The sequence below is a fragment of the Microbacterium sp. LTA6 genome, from assembly GCF_045690355.1.
Lineage (GTDB): Bacteria > Actinomycetota > Actinomycetes > Actinomycetales > Microbacteriaceae > Microbacterium.
On record NZ_CP147855.1, the window covers coordinates 2743118 to 2766472 of the forward strand.

The following is a 23355-nucleotide window of genomic DNA, read 5'->3' on the forward strand; positions in this document are numbered from 1 at the left end:
GCACGACGCTGTGCTCGACCTCGAAATGCTCGATCGTGCTTGTGACCGATGCTAGCGGCAGCCGCACCGGGGCGCGGGCGCTCAGGAGCGGAGAACCTCCTGGCGCGCGGCGACGGCGTCCCGGATCGAGGGGAACAGCGGATGCTCCGGATCGAGTCCGGTGACATCGGTCACGAACCCGATCGCATCGAGCGACCGCAACTTCTGCTGAAGTTCCATGGACTGCTCATCCTGGGCGTCGTCGAAGTCGAGTGCCGCGGCCACCGCCGCCACCAGCGCGACGGTCGGGAGTTCGCGCTCCGCCGCCATCGATGCGGGACCGATGAACCGCTCGTGACGCGACAGCTTGCGCAGCGGCTGGCGGCCGACCCGCTGCACGGTGTCGACGAGCGCCGGATTGCGGAACCGGTCGAGGATCTTCGTCCGATATCCAGCAAGTTCGGCCGGATCCAGTCCGTGTTCGGCGACGAGCACCGCCGAGGTCTCCTCCAGCGCGGCCGACACCTGAGCGGCGATCTGCGGGTCGGCGAGAGCATCTGAGATCCGCTCGATTCCGGCTCGAGCGCCGAAATAGGCGGTGGCGGCATGCCCGGTGTTCACGGTGAACAGCTTGCGTTCGATGAACGGTCCGAGCTCATCGACGAAATGCGCCCCAGGGATGCTCGGCAGCGCTCCGGCGAACGGTGCGGACTCGATCGCCCATTCGAAGTACGGCTCGACGGTGACGTCCACGCCGGAACCGGCCGGCTGCGCCGGCACGATCCGGTCGACCGCCGTGTTCGCGAACACCGCGCGGGCGAGGAGCGCCGGCGCCTCCGCTCCCGCCGCCTTCTCGATCTCGGCACGCAGCGTGTCAGTGGCGCCGATCGCGTTCTCGCACGCCATCACCTGCAGCGGCGCGGAGTCGGGGGAGCGCTTCGCGAGTCCGGCGACGATCGCCGGTGCCACGAAGCGCAGCACGGTCGGGCCGACCGCGGTGGTGACGACGTCCGCCGTGGCGATCTCCTCGACTGTCGCGTCCGGGTGCACCCGGCTGTTCACCGCACGGAACCCGGTGACGACATGATCGACCCCACCGGGTCCCGCCTCGTGCACGGTATAGCTGTCGACGTCGTTGATCGCGTCGACCAGGGCGTCGGCGACGTCGGAGAAGACGACCTCGTACCCGCCTTCGTGCAGCAGCAGGCCGACGAACCCACGGCCGATGTTGCCCGCACCGAAGTGGACCGCCTTCATCACCCGTTCACATCCGCGAGCAGAGCATGGAGCTCCTCGGGAGTCTGCGCCGCGGCGAGCTTGGCGACCTCGTCATCGTCGGAGAAGATGATCGCGATCTGGGACAGGATCTCCAGATGTTCGTCGCCGCGCCCGGCGATGCCGATGACGAACGTCACCGGATCGCCGGCCCAGTCGACGCCGCCGTCGTAGCGCACGACGGACAGTGCCGACGCAAGGATCAGTTCCTTGGTCTCGTTGGTGCCGTGCGGGATGGCGAGTCCGTTGCCCATATACGTGGAGACGGTGTCTTCGCGCTGACGCATCGCGTCGACATACGCCGGCGCCACAGCACCCGCTGAGACGAGGATGTCGGTCGCCTCCTGGAGGGCGGCCTCCTGCGTGGCGCCTCCCGTGTGGATACGGATCTGATCGATGGTGAGAACGCTCATCATGCTTCCTCTCGCTGTCGGCGGACCATTTCGACGACCTCTTCGTATTGCGGGGCATTCATGAAGTTGTCGACCGAGACGTGGGTCGAGTTCGGCGACTGGGCCTTGGCGCGATCGGTCAGCTGCTGCTGGGTGATCACCACATCGGCGGTGCCGTCCAGATTCGCGATCGCCTGGTTCGTGACCGTGACGCCCTCGACGCCCGCCTTCTTGAACTTGTTGCGCAGCACGCTCGCGCCCATCGCGGAGGACCCCATGCCCGCATCGCAGGCGAACACGATGTGCGAGATCGAAGCGGTGGCCGTCGTGATGGGTGCCCCGGTCGCGGCTGCTGCGGGAGCAGCGGATGCCGCGGAGCCGCGCAGCGCGTCCATCGCCGCCGACGACTTGCCCTTGTTCGCTTCGGTCTGCGCGATCGCGGCGCCGAAGGTGTCGCCCTCGGCAGCGAGGTCGCGTCTGCGAGAGCCCCGCAGGATCACGGCGGTGATCAGGAACGTCACAGTGGCGGCGATGGCGACAGACAGGTAGACGACCACGAGGTTGCCGACGCCGGGACCGACGGCGGCCGCCGTCACGGCGATGATGCTTCCCGGTGCGGCGGGGAACGCCAGGCCGCCTCCGAGGAGCATGTTCGTGGTGACACCCGACGCTCCGCCGGCGATCAGTGCGAGGATCGTGGTCGGCTTGCTCAGCGCATACGGGAAATAGATCTCGTGGATGCCGCCGAAGAACTGGATGATCGCCGCTCCCGGTGCCGAGGCCTTGGCCACGCCCACTCCGAAGAACGTGAAGGCGAGCAGCAGGCCGAGTCCGGGGCCGGGGTTCGCCTCGATGAGGAAGAGGATCGACTTGCCGGTCTCCGTGGCCTGCTCGATGCCCAGGGGCGTGAAGACGCCGTGGTTGATGGCGTTGTTCAGGAACAGCACCTTCGCCGGTTCGACGATGATCGACACCAGCGGCAGCAGCTGCAGCGTGACCAGCCAATCGACCGCTGCACCGAGAACGGCGCTGATGCCGAGCATCACCGGGCCGAAGGCGAAGAAGCCGACGATCGCCAGGATCATACCGAGGATTCCGGCGGAGAAGTTGTTCACGAGCATCTCGAAGCCGGGGCGGATCCGTCCGTCCCAGAGCCGATCCATCTGCTTCGTGATCCATGCCGCGAGCGGTCCCATGATCATGGCACCGAGGAACATGGGGATGTTCGTTCCGACGATCACACCCATCGTCGCGATGGTGGCGACGACGCCGCCCCGTTCGCCGTAGACCATGCGACCGGCGGTGTTGGCGATCAGGAGCGGCAGCAGGTAGGTGACCATCGGGCCGACCAGTCCGACGTACGCGAAGAAGTTGCCCCCATCGCCCTCGGCCACGGCCGTCATGGCGCCCTGCCAGCCGATGGTGGCGGAGTCGCCGCCGCCGCCGATGATCTCGGCGATCGGGGCCCAGTGCCAGCCGAAGGGACTGTTCGCACCGAAGAATCCGGCGGGGATGAACAGCATGGTGATGAAGCCCCAGGCGATGAACGCCGCGATGTTGGGCATGATCATGCCGGACAGGAACGTGCCGAAGCGCTGCACTCCCGTTCGGAGGCCACTCGCTCTGGTGGCGGTTGCTGACGTCGTCGTCATGATGTCGTCTCTTTCTCGTGTGAGTTCGGGTGGGAAGGGAGGGCAGTCGCAGCCGCGGCCACGGCGTTGCGGGCGCCGGCGGCGTCATCTGCGGCCAGAGCGATCTCGGCGAGACTCCTGGCCTCGTCGAGGGTGCGTGTGGAAAGCACCTGGCGGACGTCCGCCAGCGCCGAGGGAGCCATCGACAGGCTCGTGGCGCCGAGCCCGATGAGGACGACGGCGAGCAGCGGATCGGCAGCCGCCTCGCCGCAGATGCCGACCGGTTTGCCGGCGCGGGCACCGGCATCACCGACTTCACGGACGAGCCGGAGCACTGCGGGGTGCCAGGGGTCCTGGAAGCCGGCCACGGAGCCGAGCATCCGATCGGCGGCCATCGTGTACTGCGTCAGATCGTTGGTGCCGATCGAAGCGAAGTCCGCATGGGCGAGTACGCGATCGGCGAGCAGAGCGCTCGCGGGGACCTCGACCATGACGCCGGCCGTCTTCAGCCCGTATTCACGGGCGAGCGTCGTGAAGTACTCGGTCTCCTCGACGGTGGTCACCATCGGAGCCATCACCCACAGATCGGCGTCGGTCAGCGCGTCGGCCTCGGCGAGAGCCGTGAGCTGTTCGCGCAGGATGTCTTCACTCGCGCGCAGGGCGCGAAGTCCGCGCAGGCCGAGGGCGGGGTTCTCCTCGTGCGCGTCGTTGAGGAATGCCAGCGGCTTGTCGGCGCCGGCATCCAGCATCCGCACGACGACCTTCTTGCCGGGGAAAGCGGCCAGGAGCTCGCGATAGGACCCCCGCTGCTGTTCGATCGTCGGTGCCTGCGAGGCGGACAGGAACAGGAACTCGGTGCGGAACAGTCCGACGCCCTCGGCCCCGCGGGCGACGGCGTCCGCCGCATCGGCCGGCTTGCCGAGATTCGCGAGCAGGGCGACCGGCGTGCCGTCGGCCAGCATGCCGGGAGTGGGGGGCAGCGTCTCGGCAGATGCTCGTTCACTGGCCCGCTCGGCGGCGCGAGCCCGCTCCGCATCGGTCGGATCGACGGTGACCACCCCGGCAGCAGCATCCACGATCACGACGCTCCCCGTCTGCAGGTGCGCGGCGTCCGCAGCGCCGACGATCGCGACGATGCCCTTCTCCCGCGCCAGGATCGCGGTGTGCGAGGTCGGGCCCCCGTCGGAGGTCACCAGAGCGAGAACCTGATCCAGCTTCAGGAGGGCGGTGTCGGCGGGCGCCAGGTCACGGGCGACCAGGACGAAGGGATGTCCGGGATCGGGGACACCGGGAGCTGCGACACCGCGCAGATGGGCGAGCACCCGCTGTGCGATGTCGTCGAGGTCGGCGGCGCGCTCACCGAGGTAGCCGCCGACGGCCTCGAGGGTGGCTCGGAAGCCGGCAAAGGCGTCGTGCACAGCCCACTCCGCGGTCGCCCCCGCATCGATCCGGCTGTCGACCTCGTCCTGGAGTGTGGGGTCCTCGGCGATCATCGCCTGAGCCTCGAGCACCTCCTGGGCGGAGCCGCCTGCCGTCTCGCCGCGCTCGTTGAGTTCTCGTGCGACGATCGCGACGGCATCCCTCGCTCGCGCACGCTCCGATTCCGCACCGACGCCGCTCGGCACGTTCTCCGGTGCGGCCAGGGCCTCCGCCATCCGCACCACCGGACCCTGCGCGACGCCCAGACCGATTCCGACCCCGCGGAGCTCGCTCATTCGGCAGCGGCCTGGTCGTGGTCCGTCGTGAGAAGCTCGGTCAGGATGTCCAGCACGCCTTCCGCGCCGTCGCCATCCGCCGTCAGGGTGACGTAGTCGCCGTGTTCGACGGCCAGGGAGATCACGCCGAGGATGCTGGCGGCGTTGACGGCCTTCCCCGAGTCCTTCGCGATCGTCACGGGAATCCCCGCGTCCTTGGCGGCCTGCGCGAAGAGCTTCGCGGGGCGGGCGTGCAGCCCATGTGAGGAGCCGATCCTGACGGTGCGTACAGCGGTCATGGTTGTTCCTTTCGTGGTGTGCCTGGCAGCGGCGATGGCCGCCTGGGCGAGTGCGAGTGTGCGCACGCCGTCGCGATCGGCGAAGACATCGGCGGGAAGGAGGACGACCGGTGCCTGAGCGCGGTTGCGAACTGCGGACAGACGGTCGGCGAGGTGAGGCCCGACGAGGACGAGGTCGTGGCCGCCGGGGGCAACGGTGTGCTCCATGCCCGCGGACGCGTCCCAATCGAGACCCGCCGCGACTGCGGCCCTTCGGAGTCGCTGAGCGACGAACGTGCTCGACGCGCCGGCGCCGCACACCACGAGGATCTTCATCGATGCCACCTTCCTGAGAACAGTCTGGGAAACGAGGCCGATGGTGCGCCAACAGGTTCCTTTCCGCCCCTGCGGAACCCCGCCTCCGCCCCGGGGGCTGCGGCTTGCTGTCATCATGGAGGCACGTCAGGACAGTGCGGTCAGCACGTGAGGGAAGAGGAGGGACGATGTCGCGGCAGCGCCAGGACCTGCTCCTGACCTCGCTGCTGCGCCAGGAGACCTGGTCGACGGCCGGAAGCCTCGCCGATCTGATGGGCGTCACTCCGCGCAGCATCCGCTCTTACGTCTCGGCGCTGAACGGCCGTACCCGCGACGCGGACGCTGTCGAATCCGGCCCTGCCGGATATCGCGCAGGTCCCGGTGCGCTGGACGCTCTGCGCAGCCGTCAGGCACGGGAATCCGCGCCTCGGGACCGGATGCATGCACTGGTGCGCACGCTGCTCGATCTGCCGGCTGGCATCGACGTCTTCGAAACGGCCGAAGAGCTCCATGTCAGTGAGGCGACGCTCGAGGCGGACCTCGCGAGGGTGCGCGGCCTGCTCGACGGCACCGACCTCACCCTGGAGCGCGATCGGGAGACCGTGCGGCTGCGTGGCAACGAGGCGGCCCAGCGGCGCCTGCTCAGCAGGCTTGCACACGATGAGATGGATGCCGCGTCATTCCATCCCGAGACGTTCCGCCGGGCTCTGGCAGGGAATGCCGTCGCCGCGCATGCGGTCGGACCGTTCAAATCCGCGTTGGTGCGTGAACTGGGCGAACTCGGCTACTACGTGAACGAGCTCGCGATCTCGGACGTGCTGCTGCACATCGCGATCGCTGCGGACAGGGTCGCCGCCGGGCACGCGCTCGAAGCAGGCCCCACCAGCGTCAGGCAGGAGATCCCGAGGGTCGGCGCGGTCATCGCTCGCCTCGCAGGCGAGCACTTCGGCGTCGCGCTGGGGGAGGGCGACAGCGATCACCTGGCCTCGCTCGTGCTCACGCGCATCGTGGCCCCCGGGGAGGATGCGACGCGCGAAGTCGCCCGCAGCGGAGTGGATCCGGCTGTGGAGGCCGCTGTGCGGGCGGAGATCATGCGGGCGGCAGAGGACTATCAGGTGGACCTCGTCGATGAAGCCTTCGTGCTGCGACTCGCCCTGCACGTGCAGAACCTGCTGCGACGCGCGGAGGAGAGCGCGTTGACGCGCAACCCGCTCACGCGATCGCTCAAGACGTCGTATCCGATGATCTTCGAGGTCGCCGTCTCGATCGCCAGCGGTCTGCACGACCGGCTCGGCACGCCGATTCACGACGATGAGATCGCCTACGTCGCCATGCACGTCGGCGGGCGGCTGGAACGGAGCCGGAAGGGCGAGTCGATTCTCACGGCGACGATCGTCTGCCCCGGGTATCACGAGCTTCAGGAGCTGCTGCGCTCGAGCGTCGACCGCTCGCTGGGGTCGGCCATCGAGGTCACGAGCGTGGTGACGAACGTGGACCCGGACTGGTCGGCGCTCGGCACGGACCTCGTGCTCAGCACGATCGAGCCGGGACTCGCCGCCGATCGCTTCGTGCGCATCCAGCCCTTCCTGAGCGACGCGGACGTCGATCGCATCCAGCAGGCGGCCGGCCGCGTGCGGAGAGGACGCCGGCTGACGAGACTTCGCGGCGAACTCGCCCGGTACTTCCACGCCGACGCATACGTCTATCCGCTTCCCGATGACGGCGAGGAGGCGATCATCCGCCGACTCGGCGGCCTCTTGATCGAGGCCGGACTGATCGGTGACGACTACGTCGAGAACACGATCCTGCGGGAGCAGATGTCATCGACCGCGTTCACCGACGCGCTCGCGGTGCCGCACGCCCTGCAGATGACGGCGACGAGGACGGCGATCGCGATCGGAGTCGCCGAGGGCTCAGTCGCGTGGGGAGAGGGACGCGTGCGCGTGGTCGCGCTCGCCGCGTTCAGCGAAGACGATCGCGCCGCATTCCAGACCGTGTTCGAGCAGCTCGTCGAGGTCTTCAGCGAACAGGAGAGCGTGCAGCGCATCGTGCGTCGAGGCACGAGCTTCGAGTCGTTCCTCGACGAGCTCGTCGCCGTGATCGACGGCTGAGCCGACTACTTCCGCGGATCGAGCACCGCGGCCAGGGTGTCGAGCACCGTGGCCGCACCGGTCGACTCCGCGGTCTCCAGGGTCACGACGTCGCCGGGAGCGAGCGCGAGGTCCATCATGGCGAGCACGCTGCTCAGATCGACCACCGCACCCGTCGCAGTGCGCAGCGTCACCGGGCGATCGTGAGCCTGCGCGAGGCGCACGAGCTCGGCCACGGGTCGAGCGTGCACGCCGTTGTGCGCGCTGATGATCACCTGTCGGCTCAGCATGATGCTAGGAGCGCTCCTCCAGCAGGATGCGAACGCCGGCCTCGAGGTCGGCGACAGCACTCGACGCCTGCTCGGCGGATTCACCGCGGGTGTCGAGGTACACCTTGAGCTTCGGTTCGGTGCCACTCGGACGCACGATGACCCGCGACCCGTCGGACATCCGGTAGCGCAGCACGTCACCGGACGCCTCGCCGGGGCCCGCTTGCAGCAGATCCTCTGCCGACGCGATCGCGTGCGCGCCGATGTGCGTCGGTGGCAGCGTCCGCAGCGACAGCATGACGTTCGAGATGACCGAGAGGTCGTCGACCCGCACCGAGACCTGACCGCTCGCGAAATGGCCGTAGGTGTCTCCGAGTTCGGCGACCAGGGTCGCCAGCGTCGCGCCGCGCTCGCGGGCTTCGGCCGCGAGTCCGAGGATCGCGATCGCGGCGGAGATGCCGTCCTTATCGCGCACCGTCTCCGGGTTCACGAGGTAGCCGAGGGCTTCCTCGAAGCCGAAGACCAGGCCCGGTGCGCGGGAGATCCACTTGAAGCCGGTGAGCGTCTCGTGGAAGTCGAGGCCATGGTGGGCGGCGACGGCCGCGAGACCAGGGGAGGAGACCAGAGAGCACGCCAACGCGGCGCCGGGCGTCCCGGCGGCGTCCCGCGCGGCGCGGGCGCCGAGCAGCAGGCCGACCTCATTGCCGGTGAGGCGGCGCCAGCCGCCGTCTGCGGACTCGTCCGGGATCGCGACGGCCAGACGATCCGCATCCGGGTCGTTCGCGAGAATGAAGTCCGCGTTCACCCGACGCGCCGTGGCGAACGCCAGATCCATAGCCCCGGGTTCTTCCGGGTTCGGGAAGGAGACCGTGCGGAAGGTCGCGTCCGGCGACAGCTGTTCGTCCACGATGGCGGGCTGCGGGTATCCGGCCTGTGCGAGGATCCGCGAGAAGGTCTCCCAGCCCACGCCGTGCAGCGCTGTGTACACCCACGACATCCCGGCCGCCCCGGCGGGTGCCGGGGCCACGGCGGAGGTCGCGGCGATGTACGCGTCGACGATGTCCTCCGAGGCCGTCTCGTACCCGGTCGAACGGGGGAGTGCGCCCACATCACCGGCATCCGCGACTCGCTGGATGGCCGCAGCGATATCGGCATCGGCGGGGGCGACGATCTGCGAGCCGTTGTCCGCGCCGCCGAGATAGACCTTGTACCCGTTGTCGTTCGGCGGGTTGTGGCTCGCGGTGACCATCACGCCGGCATCCGCACCGAGGTGGCGCACGGCGAACGCGAGCACGGGGGTGGGCAGCAGCCGCGGCAGCAGGATCGCACGGAGCCCGGCACCGGCGAACAGTTCGGCGGAGTCCGCGGCGAAGATCCGCGAGTTGCGCCGGCCGTCGTATCCGATCACGACGGTCGGCGTGCCGCCGTGCGCGCGGGCGCGGAGATACGCGGCGAATCCGGCGGCGGCCTGTGCGACGAGCACGCGGTTCATCCGGTTGCTGCCGGCGCCCAGCTCACCGCGGAGCCCAGCCGTGCCGAAGGCGAGGCGGGTGCTGAAGCGGTCGTCGAGGTCGGCGGCGGCGATGTCGTCGCCGCCGGCCGCCCGCGTGATGAGCGCGGCGAGTTCGTCGCGGGTCTCGTGGTCGGGATCCTGGCGCAGCCAGGCGCGCGCCTCGTCGATGCGCTGCTCGTTCACAGGGCCTCCACGACGCGGGCCAGGAGGGCCGAGATCACCGGTTCGGCCTCGCGCCCTGCCTCGATCACCTCGGCATGGCTGAGCGGCGACTGCTGGATGCCGGCCGCGAGGTTCGTGATGAGCGAGAACCCGAGGATCTCCATCCCGGCCTCACGGGCCGCGATCGCCTCGAGCGCCGTCGACATGCCGACGATGTCGCCGCCGATCGCCTTCGCCATCTGCACTTCGGCCGGCGTCTCGTAGTGCGGCCCGCGGAACTGGCAGTACACGCCCTCATCGAGCGACGGATCGACGGTGTGGGCAATATCGCGCAGGCGCTTCGAATACAGGTCGGTGAGGTCGATGAAGGTGGCGCCCTCGAGCGGCGAATCGGCCGTGAGGTTGATGTGGTCGCTGATCAGGACGGGCTGGCCGGGCTTCCAGGTCTCGCGGATGCCGCCGGCGCCGTTGGTCAGCACCATGATCCGAGCACCCGTGGCGGCGGCCGTGCGCACACTGTGCACGACCCGGCGCACGCCGTGGCTCTCGTAGTAGTGCGTGCGCGCGCCGATCACGAGGACGTTCTTGCCGTCGGGGGTGCGGATGCTGCGCAGGGTGCCGACATGACCTTCCAGGGCCGGCTTCGAGAACCCGGTGACCTCGGTCGCCGGGATCGTCGCGATGGTCTCGCCGATGATGTCGGCTGCTTTGCCCCAGCCGCTGCCGAGCGTGAGGGCGATGTCGTGCTTCTCGACGCCGCTCAGCCGCGCGATGTCGGCTGCGGCGAGGGCCGCGACCTCGAAGGGGTTCGCGTTCGGGGCGTCGAGAGGGTTGCTGTGTGTTTCGGGCATGGATCCACTCTAGGAACCTGCGGGCTTGCGGGCCAGGATTGCGGAAGAATAGAGATCATGTCTTCCACCACATTCGAGCGCACTCAGCGCGTCGCCGTCCTCGGCGGCGGTCCCGGCGGTTACGAGGCGGCTCTTGCAGCCGCGCAGCTCGGAGCCGAGGTGACCCTGGTGGAGCGTGTCGGCGTCGGCGGATCCGCGGTGCTGACCGACGTCGTGCCGTCGAAGAGCCTGATCGCCACGGCCGATGCGGCCGTCGCCATCTCCGAGGCGACCGACCTGGGCGTGCAGTTCTTCGCGAAAGGCGAGAACGGGAAGCCTCTCAAGCCCGAGATCGCCATCAATCTGGCGGCGGTGAACAAGCGTCTCCTGGCTCTGGCCGGACAGCAGTCGGAGGATATGCGCAACACGCTGCTCGAGGCGGGCGTCCGCATCCTCTCCGGCCACGGACGACTGGAGGGTCCGAACGCGCTCGTCGTCTCGACCGGCCCCGGCGGCACGGACTTCGATCGCGTCGAGGCCGACACCCTCGTGATCTCCGTCGGCGCATCGCCGCGCGAACTCGACTCGGCCAAGCCCGACGGCAAGCGCATCCTCACCTGGACGCAGCTCTACGACATGAAGGCGCTTCCCGAGCACCTCATCGTGGTCGGCTCCGGTGTCACCGGCGCCGAGTTCGCGTCCGCGTACATGAACCTCGGCGCGAAGGTCACCCTGATCTCCAGTCGCGACCAGGTTCTCCCCGGTGAGGACCAGGATGCTGCGCGCGTGCTCGAGAAGGTCTTCAAGCGCGGCGGGATGCAGGTTCTCTCCAAATCCCGTGCCGACAGCGTCGAGACCACCGCGACGGGCGTGCTTGTGACGCTGTCCGACGGGCGCACCGTTGAGGGCAGCCACTGCCTGATGGCGGTCGGATCGATTCCGAACACGGCGGGGATCGGTCTCGAGGAGGCGGGCGTTGAATTGGACGAGTCCGGCCACGTGCGCGTCAACCGGGTCGCGCGCACCTCGGTGCCGAACGTCTACTCGGTCGGTGACTGCACGAACTTCTTCCCGCTGGCCTCGGTGGCCGCGATGCAGGGGCGCACAGCAGTGTTCCACGCGCTCGGCGACATCGTCATTCCGCTCGAGCTGCGCAAGATCACCTCGAACATCTTCACCGCCCCTGAGATCGCGACGGTCGGCTTCTCCGAGAAGGACGTCGAGGACGGCGCAGCGGACGGCATCGTCTACAAGCTGCCGCTGGCGGCGAACCCGCGGGCGAAGATGATGGGTATCAAGGACGGCTTCGTCAAGATCATCGCGCGGAAGGGATCGGGCACGGTGATCGGCGGCGTGATCGTGGCGCCGAAGGCCTCAGAACTGATCTACCCGATCGCGTTGGCCGTCGAAAGGCGTCTCAACGTCGATCAGGTCTCGCGCGTGTTCGCGGCGTACCCTTCGCTGTCCGGGAGCATCACGGACGCCACCAGGGCGATGCACCTGGTCAACATCAGTTGAAGCATGCGAAAGGCGCCCCACCGAAGTGGGGCGCCTTTCGCGTATGTCAGCTGATGGTCAGAAGCTGGTGCCCCGCGGCGACCGTCGTGCCGGCCTCGGCGTTGATGGTGCCGATGGTGCCGTCCTTGTGCGCCTGCAGCGGCTGCTCCATCTTCATCGCCTCGAGCACGACCACCAGGTCGCCCTTGACGACCTGCTGGCCCTCTTCGACGGCGATCTTGACGACGGTGGCCTGCATCGGCGACTTGACCGCATCGCCGGCGGCACCGGCGTTCACGGTCGTCGCGTGGCTGCGGCGCGACGGCGGCACGGCAGCCGGACGCCCGGCGGTGCCCGCGGCCGCGGCGACCCGATCGGGCAGGCTCACCTCGAGGCGCTTGCCAGCGACCTCGACGACGACGGTGTGGCGACCGGGGCCGGTGGACGGTGCCTCCAGCTCGCCGTCCCACGCGGGGATGTCGTTCACGAACTCGGTCTCGATCCAGCGGGTGAAGATGCCGAAGCGGCCGTCTTCCGCGGTGAAGGCGGGATCGCGGACCACCTTGCGGTGGAACGGGAGCACCGTGGGAAGGCCCGCGACCTCGAACTCGTCGAGGGCGCGGCGGGCACGCTCCAGTGCTTCCTCCCGGTCCTTTCCGGTGACGATGATCTTGGCGAGCAGCGAGTCGAACGCACCCGAGACGGAGTCCCCGGCGGTGACGCCGGAGTCGAGGCGGATGCCGGGGCCGCCGAACGTCTTGAAGACGTGGATCGGTCCGGGCTGGGGGAGGAAGCCGCGACCGGGGTCCTCGCCGTTGATACGGAACTCGATCGAGTGCCCGACCGGCGTCGGGTCGTCGTAATCGATGGTGCCGCCGCTCGCGATGCGGAACTGCTCGCGCACCAGATCGATGCCGGTGACCTCTTCGGAGACCGGGTGCTCGACCTGGAGTCGGGTGTTCACCTCGAGGAACGAGACGGTGCCGTCCGCACCGATCAGGAACTCACAGGTGCCGGCGCCGACGTAGCCGACCTCCTTGAGGATGGCCTTGGACGCCGCGTACAGCTGGCTGTTCTGCTCCTCGGTGAGGAACGGCGCCGGCGCCTCCTCGACGAGCTTCTGGTGGCGGCGCTGCAGCGAGCAGTCGCGCGTCGAGATGACGACGACGTTGCCTTCGGCATCCGCCAGGCACTGGGTCTCGACGTGGCGCGGCTTGTCGAGATACTTCTCCACGAAGCACTCGCCGCGTCCGAACGCGGTGATCGCCTCACGCGTCGCCGAGTCGAACATCTCAGCCACCTCGTCGAGTTCGCGGGCGACCTTCAGGCCGCGACCGCCGCCGCCGTAGGCAGCCTTGATCGCGATCGGCAGGCCGAACTCCTTCGCGAACGCGATGACCTCGTCGGCCGATTCGACGGGGCCGGGGGTGCCCGGTGCGAGGGGGGCTCCGACCTTCTCGGCGACATGCCGTGCGGTGACCTTGTCGCCGAGCGACTCGATCGCGTCGGGAGAGGGGCCGATCCAGATCATGCCGGCGGCGATGACCGCCCGCGCGAATTCGGCGTTCTCGGCGAGGAAGCCGTAGCCGGGGTGCACGGCATCGGCGCCGGCGCGACGCGCGATCGAGAGGATCTTGTCGATCTGCAGGTAGGTCTCGGCACTCGTCGCGCCGCCCAGGGCATATGCCTCGTCGGCCAGTCGGGTGTGCAGTGCATCCCGGTCCTGGTCGGCGTAAACGGCGACGGAGGCGATCCCGGAATCACGGGCTGCGCGGATGATGCGTACGGCGATCTCGCCGCGGTTGGCGACGAGCACCTTGGCGATAGCAGGCATGGTTGCCAGCCTAGCGAGAACGGACGCGATCGTTTTGACGACTCTCCACAAGAAAGGGGCGAGAACGTGGAGGAGAGTCTACGAGTCCGATTCCGGTCCTTGAGCCGGTCGTGCGGACCACAGGTCGGTCCACACGACGCCCAGTTCGGCGGCGAGGAGGCGCACCGTCGACAGCGACATGCCGACCACCGTCGAGGGGTCCCCGTCCACCCGCGTGATGAACGCTCCGCCGAGGCTGTCCACCGTGAACGCGCCGGCCACGTGCAGCGGCTCGCCGGAGGCGACGTAGGCGGCGATCTCCTCGTCGCCGATGTCGTCGGCGAAGGTGACCGCGGCATCGGCGACCGCCGTCGCTTCACGGTGTCCGGCTCCCGGCGAGATGCGGAACACGGAGTGCCCGGAGTGCAGGACGCCGGTCGCGCCGCGCATCTCCTGCCAGCGCCGAGTCGCCTCCTCCGGCGTGTACGGCTTGCCGTAGACGCGGCCGCCGAGCTCGAACATCGAGTCGCCGCCGATCACGATGCCGTCGAACGCCGGATCCAGCGTCGTGATGCGGTTCGCGACATCGGCCGCTTTCGCCCGCGCGAGCAGGAGAACCAGCTCCCCGGGAGGAAGCTCGGCGCCGCGCTCAGCGGCCGCGGCGGCGGCAACGGCATCCTCATCGACCTCCGGGGCGAGTGTCAGCGGCTCGATCCCGGCCTGACGCAGCAGCATGAGTCGGGCAGGGGAGGTGGATGCCAGGCAGACGCGCATGTTCTCCACCGTATCCTCGAATAATGACTTCTCCCTCAGCCGGCCTGCTCGACCTCGATATCACCGGCATCGCACACGGCGGCACGTTCATCGCCCGCCACGAAGGCCGCGTGGTGTTCGTCTCCGACGCGATCCCGGGCGAGCGGGTGCGCGCGCGCCTGCTCGACCCCAAGGAGGGGGGCGAGGACAAGCGGAGCTTCTGGCGTGCGGAGACGGTCGAGGTGCTCGAGGCATCCCCGCACCGACGCCCGCACGTCTGGGCAGAGGCAGATGTCTCTCGGGACCCCGCCGATCGTCCTGGTGGCGCGGACCTGGGGCACATCGAACTGGCACACCAGCGCATCCTGAAGCGTCAGGTGCTCAGCGAGGCGCTCGAGAAGTTCGCAGGTTCCGGTCTGGAAGCGCCAGAGGTGGAAGCCGTCGACGCCGGTGACGGGACCGGATGGCGCACCAGGATGACGTTGCACGTCGACGATGCGGGACGCGTCGGGCCGTACGCCGCGCGCAGTCACCGGGTCATCCCGGTGACCTCGTATCCGCTCGCGCGACCTGTCGTGGCCGCCGCAGCCCTCGACCTGCGCGATGCGAAGTTCGGTCGGATCGACCTCGTGGAGCCGGCGGACGGCCAAGTCCGCGTGATCCGCAAGGTCGACACCGGCCGGCGCCCACCCCGGGGCAGCGACAAGCGGGCGGCTCCGGAGATCGTGCGCGAGCGCGTCGGCGGACGGAGCTTCCAGGTCGACGCAGGCGGGTTCTGGCAGGTGCACTCGCAGGCGGCCCCCGTGCTCGACGGCGCAGTGCGTGAGCTCCTCGCCGGACGGGTCGACCCCTCCGCCACGCACTTCGACCTGTACGGCGGCGTCGGACTCTTCGCTGCGACGCTCGCAGACCTCGGCGCCACGGACATCGTGACCGTGGAATCCAGCCGCCGTGCGACCATGCAGGCTCGGGAGAACCTCGAGCCCCTGGACGTCACAGCCGTGACCGCACGAGTCGAGCGGTACCTCGACACCCTGCCCGAGGGGACTTCCGCCGGTGCCGTCGTGCTCGATCCGCCGCGGGCCGGCGCTGGCCGAGCTGTTGTGGACGCCGTGAACGCCCTCGCCCCGACGGCCATCGCCTACGTCGCCTGCGACCCGGTCGCGCTCGCACGCGATCTCGGGACGTTCCGCGGGCACGGATGGCAGGTGACCGAGATGCGCGCGTACGATCTCTTCCCTCATTCGCACCATTTCGAGGTCGTCGCGCTCCTCACGCGCTGACGAGGCGTCAGCCCTGGAATAGGCTGAACGCATGAGCAGGGTCGCACTGATCGATGATCACGAGTCCGTTCGTCTCGGACTCGAGGCGGCGTGCTCACGTGATGGAGGCCAGACCGTGGTCTTCTCCGGCAGTTCCGTGCGCGCGTACCTGGACTGGCGAGGAGCCACCGGCTCCGCGCCGGCGGACGTGGTCGCCCTCGATCTCACGCTCGGCGATGGCACGACCGTCACCGAGAACGTGACAGCTCTGGTCGCCGACGGAGCGAGCGTCGTCATCCACAGTGTGGCCGACCGCCCGGACGCGGTGCGCGAGGCGCTGGCGGCGGGCGCGGTCGGCATTGTCAGCAAGTCCTCCCCGCTGGATGACGTGCTCGATGCGATCCGCACCGTCGCCAACGGCGAGGCGCTGAACAACGTCGAGTGGGCGAGCGCAGTCGACGGCGACCGCGACTTCGCCGACGCGCAACTCTCCCGTCGGGAGCGCGACGTGCTGCGCCTCTACGCGACCGGGCTGCCGCTGAAAGCCGTGGCGGAGCGGCTGGGCGTCGCCTATTCGACGGCGAAGGAGAACCTCTCCCGGATTCGAGTGAAGTACGTCGTGGTGGGACGCCCGGCGCCGACCAAGCTCGACCTGGTTCGGCGCGCCGTGGAGGACGGGATCCTGCCGGCCGACAGGTCGCCGCATGTCAGCTGACACGCTGAGCATCCGCGAGGCGTGGAACCAGATTCCGTCGCCTGGCGCTGCCGAGGCGGAGTTCGAGCGTTTCACCGGCAAGCGCATGGAGCGCATCCTCGCGATCGTGGTGGCGATCGGCTCCGCCGTGCTCGGGGCGCAGGCGCTGATCTCAGCGATCAGCACGATCTCGCGCGTCGACGCCCCGCGCGTCATCATGCTCCTGGTGGTCTTCGTCCCGCTGGTGCTGATGCTCCTCGCCTGCGTGTTCGGGCGGGGTGTGCGCATCGCGTCCGGTTCGTTCGCGATCGCCTACGTCGCGGCACTCGCGGCCTGGCCGTTGGTCGTCGATCCCGCTGCGAAGGGCGCGGGCGAACAACCGTGGATCTTCTTCCTGGTGAATGTCGGAGTGGTCGCAGCGATGCTGGCGTTCCCGCTCTGGTTGCAGCTCACGTGGGCGATCGGCGTGCCCGTCGTCTACGGCTACGTCCGTCTTGTGCAGGGCGGGTTCTCCAGCGAGTTCTGGGTGAAGACCGCCTTCGACTTCTCCTTCACGCTGATCCTCGGCATCGTGATCATCTCGCTCGGATGGATGTTCCGCTCGGTCGCCGCCGGAGTCGACGACGCGCGCGGCCGTGCGGTGTCGTCCTATGCCGCAGCGGCGGCTGCGGCCGCTGCCGAAGAGGAGCGCGTCGCCATGGCGGCGCTCATGCACGACAGCGTGCTGGCCGCGCTAATCGCCGCGGAGCGCTCCGAAGGGGAGCGAGCCCGCGATCTTGCCGTCGGCATGGCCCGCGAGGCGCTCACCAGACTCGCCAACACTGAGGCCGCCGTGGCCCAAGAGGGCAGTGACGAGCCGGTGGCGACCGCGCAGATCGTCATCGAGTTGCGCAGGGCGCTCTCCGAACAGGGAGCGGATGCCGTCGTCGAGGAGCGCGGCGGGATCGGGCTGATCCCGGGGCGGGTCGCACGTGCGCTCGTGCTCGCCGCGCGTCAATCGATCGGCAACGCTGTTGCGCATGCCAAGGGTCGGGGGCTGCACATCGTGGCCGAGGGCCGCGGCAACGAGGGCATCACCGTCACGATCAGCGACGCGGGTCCCGGATTCGACGTCGATGCGATCGCCGAGGATCGGCTCGGAATCCGGGCCTCGATCTTCGCCAGGATGGCGGGTGTCGCAGGCACGGCCACGATCGACTCGACTCCGCAGGGGACGACCGTGGTGCTCGGCTGGGAGCGGACGTGAACTGGACCGTGCGCAGCGTCGCGACGTCTCTTGCCGTCGGCTTCGCCATGTACTTCGCAGCCAGAGGGGTGTGGTGGATCGAACAGCCGACCGCCCCGCTCCTGATGGTCGCAGCGATCGCGCTGTATCTCCTCGTCGTGAACATCGCGATTCTGGGGGAGTCTGCGGCGAGCGTGAGAATGCCGTTGTGGTCGGCGATCTTCGCTCTGGGCGCCAGTCTGCTCATCCCGACTCTGGTCACGCTGTCGCTCGACCCGACGTCGTACACGGCGCCGTTCGCGACGTGGTACATCGGCGGACTGGGTGTCCTGGGGGTCGTCTGCATCGTGCGTCGACGCTTCCTGTTCGGATGGTTGATCCTGCTGGCCCTCATCGTGTCGTCGGCGACCCATCTCGGCCTCATCGTCGCGCTCAATCTCGGGCTGGTCGGCTCGATCATGTGGATAGTGATCGCTCGATTGCTGGTGATGTTCTGGGATCGTGCCGTGCGCGACACGGAGCGACTGGCTGACATCCAGCAGGCCGTGTCGGCGTGGCATGCGACGCAGGAGGTGCGCCAGCGCGAGCGGCGGGTGCGAACGCAGTTCGCCCTGGCGGTCGCTGGTCCCGTACTCAGCCGAGCCGTCGCTTCTCGTGGTGTGCTCACGGAGGGCGAGCGCATGGAGGCGCGGCTGGCCGAGGGCCGCCTGCGCGACGAACTGCGCGGAGCCGACCTCCTCAACGACGCCGTCAGGGATGCGATCAGCGAGGTGCGGCGTCGTGGTGTCGTGGTGACCGTGTTCGACGAGGGCGGCCTCGATGACATCGGCGAGAACCGTCGCGCTCAGATCAGAGACGAGCTCGCCGGCGTCCTGGCCAGTGCGAGCGCCGGTCGTCTGATCATCAGGGCCGCTCGTGATCAGCGCACCGCGGTCACGATCGTCGGACGGGCAGGATCTGCCGGTTCGAACGATGACGACCTCGTCGACCTGTGGCACGAGATCCCGCGCGAGAACGCATCGGAATAAGAAGTGGCGAGGGGTGGCGGATTCCGCCTACCCCTCGCCGTGCGGTCAGTTACCCGAAAACTGTCCGCTGGTGGCCGATCAGCGTCTGTCTACCCTGGGACAAAGAGACCAGCCGAACGCGAAGCGTCTCGTCAAGTCTGCGCGATTGTCGAGTACTTGTCTGTAGGTATTTCGGGGGACAAATCACCGACGCCGATTCGGAGATACGGATCCGTACCCGATGGGGGAAGATTGGACGATGGGCACGCGACGCGGCACGAATCTCCCAAGGATGGGCGACTTCAATCAATCGGTCATCCTCGAAGCGATACGCCGTTCCGGCGAGGGGCTCAGCCGGATCGAACTCGCGGACGCGACGGGGCTGTCGGCGCAGACGGTCACCAACATCACTCGGCGGCTGATCGAAGACGGCCTCATCGCCGAGGCGGGTCGGATCATCAACGGCCCTGGCAAGCCGAGGATCACGCTGCGCCTGAACGCGGAGAGCCACTTCTCGGTCGGGGTGCACCTGGACCCGGCCGTGATGACCTTCGTGCTCTTGGATCTCACCGGTCGTGTGGTCGGCAGGATGACGAAGCGCACGCCCGACAAGGACCCGCGCAGCATCGTCGACGCGATGGCACGGACCATCGACGAACTGATCCAGGAAGCGGGGATCGACAGAGCGCTGGTCGCCGGCGTCGGAATCGCCGCTCCCGGACCGCTGGACGCGGAGATGGGGACGGTGATCGATCCGCCGAAGCTGCTGGGCTGGCACCGTGTTCCGCTGCGGAGCGTCCTCGAAGAGGCGACCGGCCTCCCGGTCATGCTGGAGAAGGACACGACCGCGGCGGCGGTCGGAGAGCTGTGGACCGGGCACGGGCCCGCGGACGACTCGTTCGTGTTCGTCTATCTCGGCACCGGTATCGGAGCCGCACTGGTGCGAGGTGGCGAAGTCGTGGGCGGGAGCTCCAGGAACTTCGGCGAGATCGGGCACATCATCGTCGATACCGAGGGTCCGTCGTGTTCCTGTGGTGCGCGGGGCTGCGTCGAGGTGGTCTGCACCCCGCAGGCGATCGTGGAGCAGGCAGAACGGGCCGGCGTCTTCCGGGACGACCGGGAAGGGACCGACGTGGAGACGCTGGACGAGCGGTTCACGCAGCTGTGCGAGCGAGCCGCCGCTGGTGACGTCACCGCTCTCCATGTCCTCCGCGAGGCGGCGCGGCGGCTGTCGGTCCTCATCGCTGCCCTGACCAACGTGCTCGACGTCGATCGGGTCGTGCTGGGTGGTCCGTTCTGGGCGCGGCTCTCAGAGGTGTATCTGCGTGAGCTTCCGGTGCAGCTCGAGCGACGCAGCGCGACGCGCGCCATTCGATCCCTCCCGGTCGCCGGAACCATCGTCGGCGACGACGTCGGGGCTGTGGGAGCTGCATGCGTCGTGCTCGATTCGGTCCTGACGCCCCGCGCCTCGGACCTCCTGCTGGAGGAGTGAGCGGCGACGTCTCGCGAGCACGCCCGGCGTCTTCGAGAAAACGCTTGACAGGGTTATGTCTAATCGATGTAGTATTTTTGTAGCTTCTCTGGAGGGAGAGCCGGGCACCGATGGGGGTCGAGCCCGGCGGGAGCCTGGGGCTCCCGAAGCTGTCGCCCGACTTGCGGGCGACAGTGGTCCGTGTGATCCGTGAGCTGGGGGCTCACGGATCACCGATCACCCCGTGCAGCGATCAGCCCGAGTAGCGGCCCCACGGAATATCGCGTCGAAGCGGCGTGCGTAGTGAGCGCTGAGTGCGCGTCCACGCGGAGACATGCGGCTCCTCGGCGACGGCAGCCGCGGCCTCACCCGCGTACGCATCGCTGATCACCGCGACGAGAGCGGCGAGTTCCTCCTCGGAGGCGGTGCCGCGGATGATCTCGACCGACGGCGGCTGCTCGCCCGACGAATCGGCCGGTGGCGTCTGTGCGGTCACAGCGGAATGTTCCCGTGCTTCTTCGGAGGCAGTTCGGCCCGCTTGCCGCGGAGGGCGCGGAGCGCCTTGGCGATCGAGACACGGGTGTTGGCCGGCTCGATGATGCCGTCGAGCTCGCCGCGTTCGGCGGCGAGGAACGGCGATGCGACGTCGTACGTGTATTCGTTGGCGAGGCGCGTACGCACGGCGGCGACATCCTCGCCGGCCTCCTCGGCCTTCTTGATCTCACCGCGGTAGAGGATATTGACGGCGCCCTGGCCGCCCATCACCGCGATCTCGGCGGTCGGCCACGCCAGGTTCACATCGGCGCCGAGCTGCTTGGAGCCCATCACGATGTAGGCGCCGCCATAGGCCTTGCGGAGGATGACGGTGACCAGCGGCACGGTGGCCTCGGCATAGGCGTAGAGCAGTTTCGCGCCTCGGCGGATGACGCCTTCCCACTCCTGGTCGGTGCCGGGAAGGTAGCCGGGCACATCGACAAGCGTGACGATCGGGATCGAGAACGCGTCGCAGAAGCGGACGAAGCGGCTGGCCTTCTCGCCGGCCTGGATGTTCAGGGTTCCGGCCATCTGCGAGGGCTGGTTGGCGATGATTCCGACCGAGCGGCCCTCGACCCGGCCGAAGCCGATCACGATGTTCGGGGCGAAGAGCGGCTGCACCTCGATGAAGTCGCCGTCGTCGACCACGTGCGAGATGACGACCTTGATGTCGTAGGGCTGATTCGCGGAGTCCGGAATGAGAGTGTTCAGCGAACGATCGGCATCCGTCGTCTCGAACTCGAAGGCGCTCTCGTAGGTGGGCAGCTCCGCCATGTTGTTGTCGGGCAGGAAGCTGAGCAGCGTGCGCGCGTAGTCGATCGCGTCGTCCTCGTCTTCCGCGAGGTAGTGCGCGACGCCGGAGCGGGTGTTGTGCGTGTACGCACCGCCCAGCTCCTCCATCCCGACGTCCTCGCCGGTGACGGTCTTGATGACGTCCGGGCCGGTGACGAACATCTGACTCGTCTTGTCGACCATGATGACGAAGTCGGTGAGCGCGGGGGAGTACACCGCGCCGCCGGCCGCCGGTCCCATGATGATGGAGATCTGCGGGATGACGCCGGATGCGCGAGTGTTCAAGCGGAAGATCTCGCCGTACTTGCCGAGCGCGACGACGCCCTCCTGAATGCGCGCGCCACCGGAGTCGAGGATGCCGATGCACGGCATCCCCCCGGCAAGGGCGAACTCCATGATCTTGATGATCTTCTCGCCGGCGACCTCGCCCAGGGACCCGCCGAAGGTGGAGAAGTCCTGCGAGTACACGGCTACGGTGCGACCGTGGATGGTGCCGACGCCGGTGACGACGGAATCGCCGTACGGGCGGGAGCGGTCCATGCCGAACGCCGTGGTGCGGTGGCGCACGTACTCGTCGAACTCCACGAAGCTGCCGGGGTCGACGAGCAGCTCGATGCGCTCGCGAGCGGTCATCTTGCCTTTGGCGTGCTGCTTCTCCTTCGCCTTCTCCTCGGCGTCGACGACGGCCTCGGTATAGCGAGCGCGGAGGTCCGCGATCTTGCCGGCGGTGGTAAAGAGGTCGGGCTTGTCCGTCACGGATTCCACACTAGCGTCGGGGCGGGCGGTGACGTTGGATGCTCGCCACAACGGGTGGGGGGATCCTTTGGTGATCTACTGCTTCTCCGGGCTTCCGGGCTCGAGGACAACGGTGCCCAGATCGTCTTCACCGGCGTCCGCACCGCGACCGCGGTGGACGGTCAGCTCGCCGACCTTCCGGCCTGCCCACCCGACGCCGCGTATCGCCGTTCCTGCGGCCCCCGCGACGGCGTTCCCGGCGAAGCGCGCACCGTGCAGCATCCGCAGCTCCAGCTTCTCGGCACCGGCGACCGGTTCGAGCTCACGAGGGAGAATTGCGGGCGCGATGCCGAACGCGCGCCGAGAAGTCGTGAGGACTCGGCGGCCGAGGATGTTGTTCCCCGCCCCGCCGATCACGGCTCCGACCCCGAACGGCAATGCCTTGCCGATGAACGATGCACCGCCGCGCGCCGCGAACTGATGGATGAACATGGTCTTCAGCCGATCCACCAGCGGACCGACGGCCGCGCGGGGGAGCGACTTGGTCACCAGTTCGCCCCAATAGGCGGAACGCCCGACGCCCTTTCCTGCCACCTGTCGGGTGAGCTGACCGACCAGGTCCACGCCCTCCTTGCCCAGCATGAGCGTCATCACCAGGGCGCGAGCGCGGTCGGGGTTCTCGAGCGCGATGCCGTGCACCTCGGCGACCGACTGGGCGAACAGCGCTGTCGACTCGACGAACCCGACGGTCTCGACACCCGACAGCGCGAGGGTGATGCCGGTGCCGATTCCCGGAACGACGGCCGTCGCGCCGACCGCAGCGCCGCCGGTCGTCACGGCGGCGAGGTAGCGGCGCTCGAGGATCCGCACGATCTCGGTGGGGGTCGCCTGGGGGTGCCGCAGACGGATGCTTCGGATGTGCGCCAGCACCAGAGGGCGCTGAATCGACAGCACTCTGTCGAGCCCGCGCACCATGAACGGATGCTCGGGCGAACCCGCCGGAGGGATGCCCTTGTCCCACGCGGCATCGTCAGGGAGGGAATGGATCTTGTGCACCTTGCGCGCCATGACTCGATCCTAGGAAGAGATGCCGCGAAAACGCCGGGAGCCGCATCCGTGAATGGATGCGGCTCCCGGCGTGACG

At 68.6% G+C, this 23355-nt stretch carries 20 protein-coding genes and 1 pseudogene; 7 read left to right on the plus strand and 14 right to left on the minus strand.

Annotated elements, in window-relative coordinates:
* Positions 1-81: 81 nt before the first annotated feature.
* The 6 genes and pseudogenes from LTA6_RS12910 to LTA6_RS12935 all read right to left on the minus strand — a co-directional run.
* Positions 82-1236 carry a mannitol-1-phosphate 5-dehydrogenase gene (locus LTA6_RS12910; RefSeq protein ID WP_341978364.1) on the minus strand — a complete coding sequence of 385 codons (1155 nt, stop codon included), beginning with the start codon at positions 1234-1236 and terminating at the stop codon, positions 82-84.
* Positions 1236-1667 carry a PTS sugar transporter subunit IIA gene (locus LTA6_RS12915; RefSeq protein WP_341974162.1) on the minus strand — a complete coding sequence of 144 codons (432 nt, stop codon included), beginning with the start codon at positions 1665-1667 and terminating at the stop codon, positions 1236-1238. The genes LTA6_RS12910 and LTA6_RS12915 overlap by 1 nt, the downstream gene beginning before the upstream one ends.
* Positions 1667-3298, minus strand: coding sequence for a PTS mannitol transporter subunit IICB (locus LTA6_RS12920; RefSeq protein ID WP_341974163.1), 1632 nt, complete (start codon positions 3296-3298; stop codon positions 1667-1669). Before LTA6_RS12920 ends, LTA6_RS12915 begins: the two co-directional genes overlap by 1 nt.
* Entirely contained in the window at positions 3295-4992 is a 1698-nt protein-coding gene (gene ptsP / locus LTA6_RS12925; RefSeq protein ID WP_341974164.1) for a phosphoenolpyruvate--protein phosphotransferase, read from the minus strand. Before ptsP ends, LTA6_RS12920 begins: the two co-directional genes overlap by 4 nt.
* Entirely contained in the window at positions 4989-5270 is a 282-nt protein-coding gene (locus LTA6_RS12930) for an HPr family phosphocarrier protein (RefSeq protein ID WP_341978366.1), read from the minus strand. Before LTA6_RS12930 ends, ptsP begins: the two co-directional genes overlap by 4 nt.
* A gap of 153 nt (positions 5271-5423) precedes the next feature.
* A pseudogene (locus LTA6_RS12935) lies at positions 5424-5702 on the minus strand (PTS sugar transporter subunit IIB); the annotation flags it as partial.
* 50 nt (positions 5703-5752) lie between these two features.
* Between LTA6_RS12935 and LTA6_RS12940 the strand changes: the two are divergent.
* A complete protein-coding gene (locus LTA6_RS12940) occupies positions 5753-7675 on the plus strand; it encodes a PRD domain-containing protein (RefSeq protein WP_341974165.1) in 1923 nt (640 codons plus the stop codon).
* Positions 7676-7680: 5 nt separating this feature from the next.
* Here the strand turns inward: LTA6_RS12940 and LTA6_RS12945 are convergent, their stop codons facing one another.
* The 3 genes from LTA6_RS12945 to LTA6_RS12955 are packed head-to-tail and all read right to left on the minus strand — an operon-like array spanning position 7681 to position 10449.
* Positions 7681-7944, minus strand: a complete 264-nt coding sequence (locus tag LTA6_RS12945) for an HPr family phosphocarrier protein (protein ID WP_341974166.1) — start codon at positions 7942-7944, stop codon at positions 7681-7683.
* A gap of 4 nt (positions 7945-7948) precedes the next feature.
* The gene (locus tag LTA6_RS12950) at positions 7949-9619 is read right to left on the minus strand and encodes a phospho-sugar mutase (RefSeq protein ID WP_341974167.1); all 1671 of its coding nucleotides are present in this window, start codon (positions 9617-9619) and stop codon (positions 7949-7951) included.
* Entirely contained in the window at positions 9616-10449 is an 834-nt protein-coding gene (locus LTA6_RS12955; protein WP_341974168.1) for a purine-nucleoside phosphorylase, read from the minus strand. The genes LTA6_RS12950 and LTA6_RS12955 overlap by 4 nt, the downstream gene beginning before the upstream one ends.
* A gap of 57 nt (positions 10450-10506) precedes the next feature.
* On the opposite strand from LTA6_RS12955, the gene LTA6_RS12960 reads away from it, so the two are divergent.
* On the plus strand, positions 10507-11946 hold the full coding sequence (locus LTA6_RS12960) for an NAD(P)H-quinone dehydrogenase (protein ID WP_341974169.1): 1440 nt from the start codon (positions 10507-10509) through the stop codon (positions 11944-11946).
* Between the two features lie 46 nt (positions 11947-11992).
* Here the strand turns inward: LTA6_RS12960 and LTA6_RS12965 are convergent, their stop codons facing one another.
* A complete protein-coding gene (locus LTA6_RS12965; RefSeq protein ID WP_341974170.1) occupies positions 11993-13759 on the minus strand; it encodes a biotin carboxylase N-terminal domain-containing protein in 1767 nt (588 codons plus the stop codon).
* A 78-nt stretch (positions 13760-13837) separates the two neighbouring features.
* Positions 13838-14512, minus strand: a complete 675-nt coding sequence (locus LTA6_RS12970; RefSeq protein WP_341978368.1) for a Maf family protein — start codon at positions 14510-14512, stop codon at positions 13838-13840.
* A gap of 23 nt (positions 14513-14535) precedes the next feature.
* Here LTA6_RS12970 and LTA6_RS12975 point away from each other — a divergent pair, with 23 nt between their 5' ends.
* The 5 genes from LTA6_RS12975 to LTA6_RS12995 all read left to right on the plus strand — a co-directional run bounded on the left by LTA6_RS12975 (position 14536) and on the right by LTA6_RS12995 (position 20171).
* Complete coding sequence (locus tag LTA6_RS12975; protein WP_407358010.1) at positions 14536-15774, plus strand: class I SAM-dependent RNA methyltransferase; 1239 nt, start codon at positions 14536-14538, stop codon at positions 15772-15774.
* Positions 15775-15805: 31 nt separating this feature from the next.
* On the plus strand, positions 15806-16468 hold the full coding sequence (locus tag LTA6_RS12980) for a response regulator transcription factor (RefSeq protein ID WP_341974172.1): 663 nt from the start codon (positions 15806-15808) through the stop codon (positions 16466-16468).
* Complete coding sequence (locus tag LTA6_RS12985) at positions 16458-17693, plus strand: ATP-binding protein (RefSeq protein WP_407358011.1); 1236 nt, start codon at positions 16458-16460, stop codon at positions 17691-17693. Before LTA6_RS12980 ends, LTA6_RS12985 begins: the two co-directional genes overlap by 11 nt.
* Positions 17690-18700: a hypothetical protein gene (locus LTA6_RS12990; RefSeq protein ID WP_407358012.1), complete on the plus strand. Its 1011-nt coding sequence runs from the start codon at positions 17690-17692 to the stop codon at positions 18698-18700. Before LTA6_RS12985 ends, LTA6_RS12990 begins: the two co-directional genes overlap by 4 nt.
* Before the next feature lie 271 nt (positions 18701-18971).
* Entirely contained in the window at positions 18972-20171 is a 1200-nt protein-coding gene (locus tag LTA6_RS12995; RefSeq protein WP_407358013.1) for an ROK family transcriptional regulator, read from the plus strand.
* A 232-nt stretch (positions 20172-20403) separates the two neighbouring features.
* Here LTA6_RS12995 and LTA6_RS13000 read toward each other — a convergent pair whose 3' ends face one another.
* From LTA6_RS13000 to LTA6_RS13010, 3 genes are all read right to left on the minus strand, one after another.
* Positions 20404-20646, minus strand: a complete 243-nt coding sequence (locus tag LTA6_RS13000; protein ID WP_407358014.1) for an acyl-CoA carboxylase subunit epsilon — start codon at positions 20644-20646, stop codon at positions 20404-20406.
* The gene (locus LTA6_RS13005; protein ID WP_407358015.1) at positions 20643-22232 is read right to left on the minus strand and encodes an acyl-CoA carboxylase subunit beta; all 1590 of its coding nucleotides are present in this window, start codon (positions 22230-22232) and stop codon (positions 20643-20645) included. Before LTA6_RS13005 ends, LTA6_RS13000 begins: the two co-directional genes overlap by 4 nt.
* A gap of 75 nt (positions 22233-22307) precedes the next feature.
* Positions 22308-23279 carry a hypothetical protein gene (locus tag LTA6_RS13010; RefSeq protein WP_407358016.1) on the minus strand — a complete coding sequence of 324 codons (972 nt, stop codon included), beginning with the start codon at positions 23277-23279 and terminating at the stop codon, positions 22308-22310.
* Between the last annotated feature and the right edge of the window lie 76 nt (positions 23280-23355).

What these genes read in the sequence shown, in the direction of transcription:
- LTA6_RS12910 (WP_341978364.1), bottom strand. Translation starts at nt 1,236, where the DNA reads ATGAAGGCGGTCCACTTCGGTGCGGGCAACATCGGCCGTGGGTTCGTC.
- LTA6_RS12915 (WP_341974162.1), bottom strand. Translation starts at nt 1,667, where the DNA reads ATGAGCGTTCTCACCATCGATCAGATCCGTATCCACACGGGAGGCGCC.
- LTA6_RS12920 (WP_341974163.1), bottom strand. Translation starts at nt 3,298, where the DNA reads ATGACGACGACGTCAGCAACCGCCACCAGAGCGAGTGGCCTCCGAACG.
- ptsP (WP_341974164.1), bottom strand. Translation starts at nt 4,992, where the DNA reads ATGAGCGAGCTCCGCGGGGTCGGAATCGGTCTGGGCGTCGCGCAGGGT.
- LTA6_RS12930 (WP_341978366.1), bottom strand. Translation starts at nt 5,270, where the DNA reads ATGACCGCTGTACGCACCGTCAGGATCGGCTCCTCACATGGGCTGCAC.
- LTA6_RS12940 (WP_341974165.1), top strand. Translation starts at nt 5,753, where the DNA reads ATGTCGCGGCAGCGCCAGGACCTGCTCCTGACCTCGCTGCTGCGCCAG.
- LTA6_RS12945 (WP_341974166.1), bottom strand. Translation starts at nt 7,944, where the DNA reads ATGCTGAGCCGACAGGTGATCATCAGCGCGCACAACGGCGTGCACGCT.
- LTA6_RS12955 (WP_341974168.1), bottom strand. Translation starts at nt 10,449, where the DNA reads ATGCCCGAAACACACAGCAACCCTCTCGACGCCCCGAACGCGAACCCC.
- LTA6_RS12960 (WP_341974169.1), top strand. Translation starts at nt 10,507, where the DNA reads ATGTCTTCCACCACATTCGAGCGCACTCAGCGCGTCGCCGTCCTCGGC.
- LTA6_RS12965 (WP_341974170.1), bottom strand. Translation starts at nt 13,759, where the DNA reads ATGCCTGCTATCGCCAAGGTGCTCGTCGCCAACCGCGGCGAGATCGCC.
- LTA6_RS12970 (WP_341978368.1), bottom strand. Translation starts at nt 14,512, where the DNA reads ATGCGCGTCTGCCTGGCATCCACCTCCCCTGCCCGACTCATGCTGCTG.
- LTA6_RS12975 (WP_407358010.1), top strand. Translation starts at nt 14,536, where the DNA reads ATGACTTCTCCCTCAGCCGGCCTGCTCGACCTCGATATCACCGGCATC.
- LTA6_RS12980 (WP_341974172.1), top strand. Translation starts at nt 15,806, where the DNA reads ATGAGCAGGGTCGCACTGATCGATGATCACGAGTCCGTTCGTCTCGGA.
- LTA6_RS12985 (WP_407358011.1), top strand. Translation starts at nt 16,458, where the DNA reads ATGTCAGCTGACACGCTGAGCATCCGCGAGGCGTGGAACCAGATTCCG.
- LTA6_RS12995 (WP_407358013.1), top strand. Translation starts at nt 18,972, where the DNA reads ATGGGCGACTTCAATCAATCGGTCATCCTCGAAGCGATACGCCGTTCC.
- LTA6_RS13010 (WP_407358016.1), bottom strand. Translation starts at nt 23,279, where the DNA reads ATGGCGCGCAAGGTGCACAAGATCCATTCCCTCCCTGACGATGCCGCG.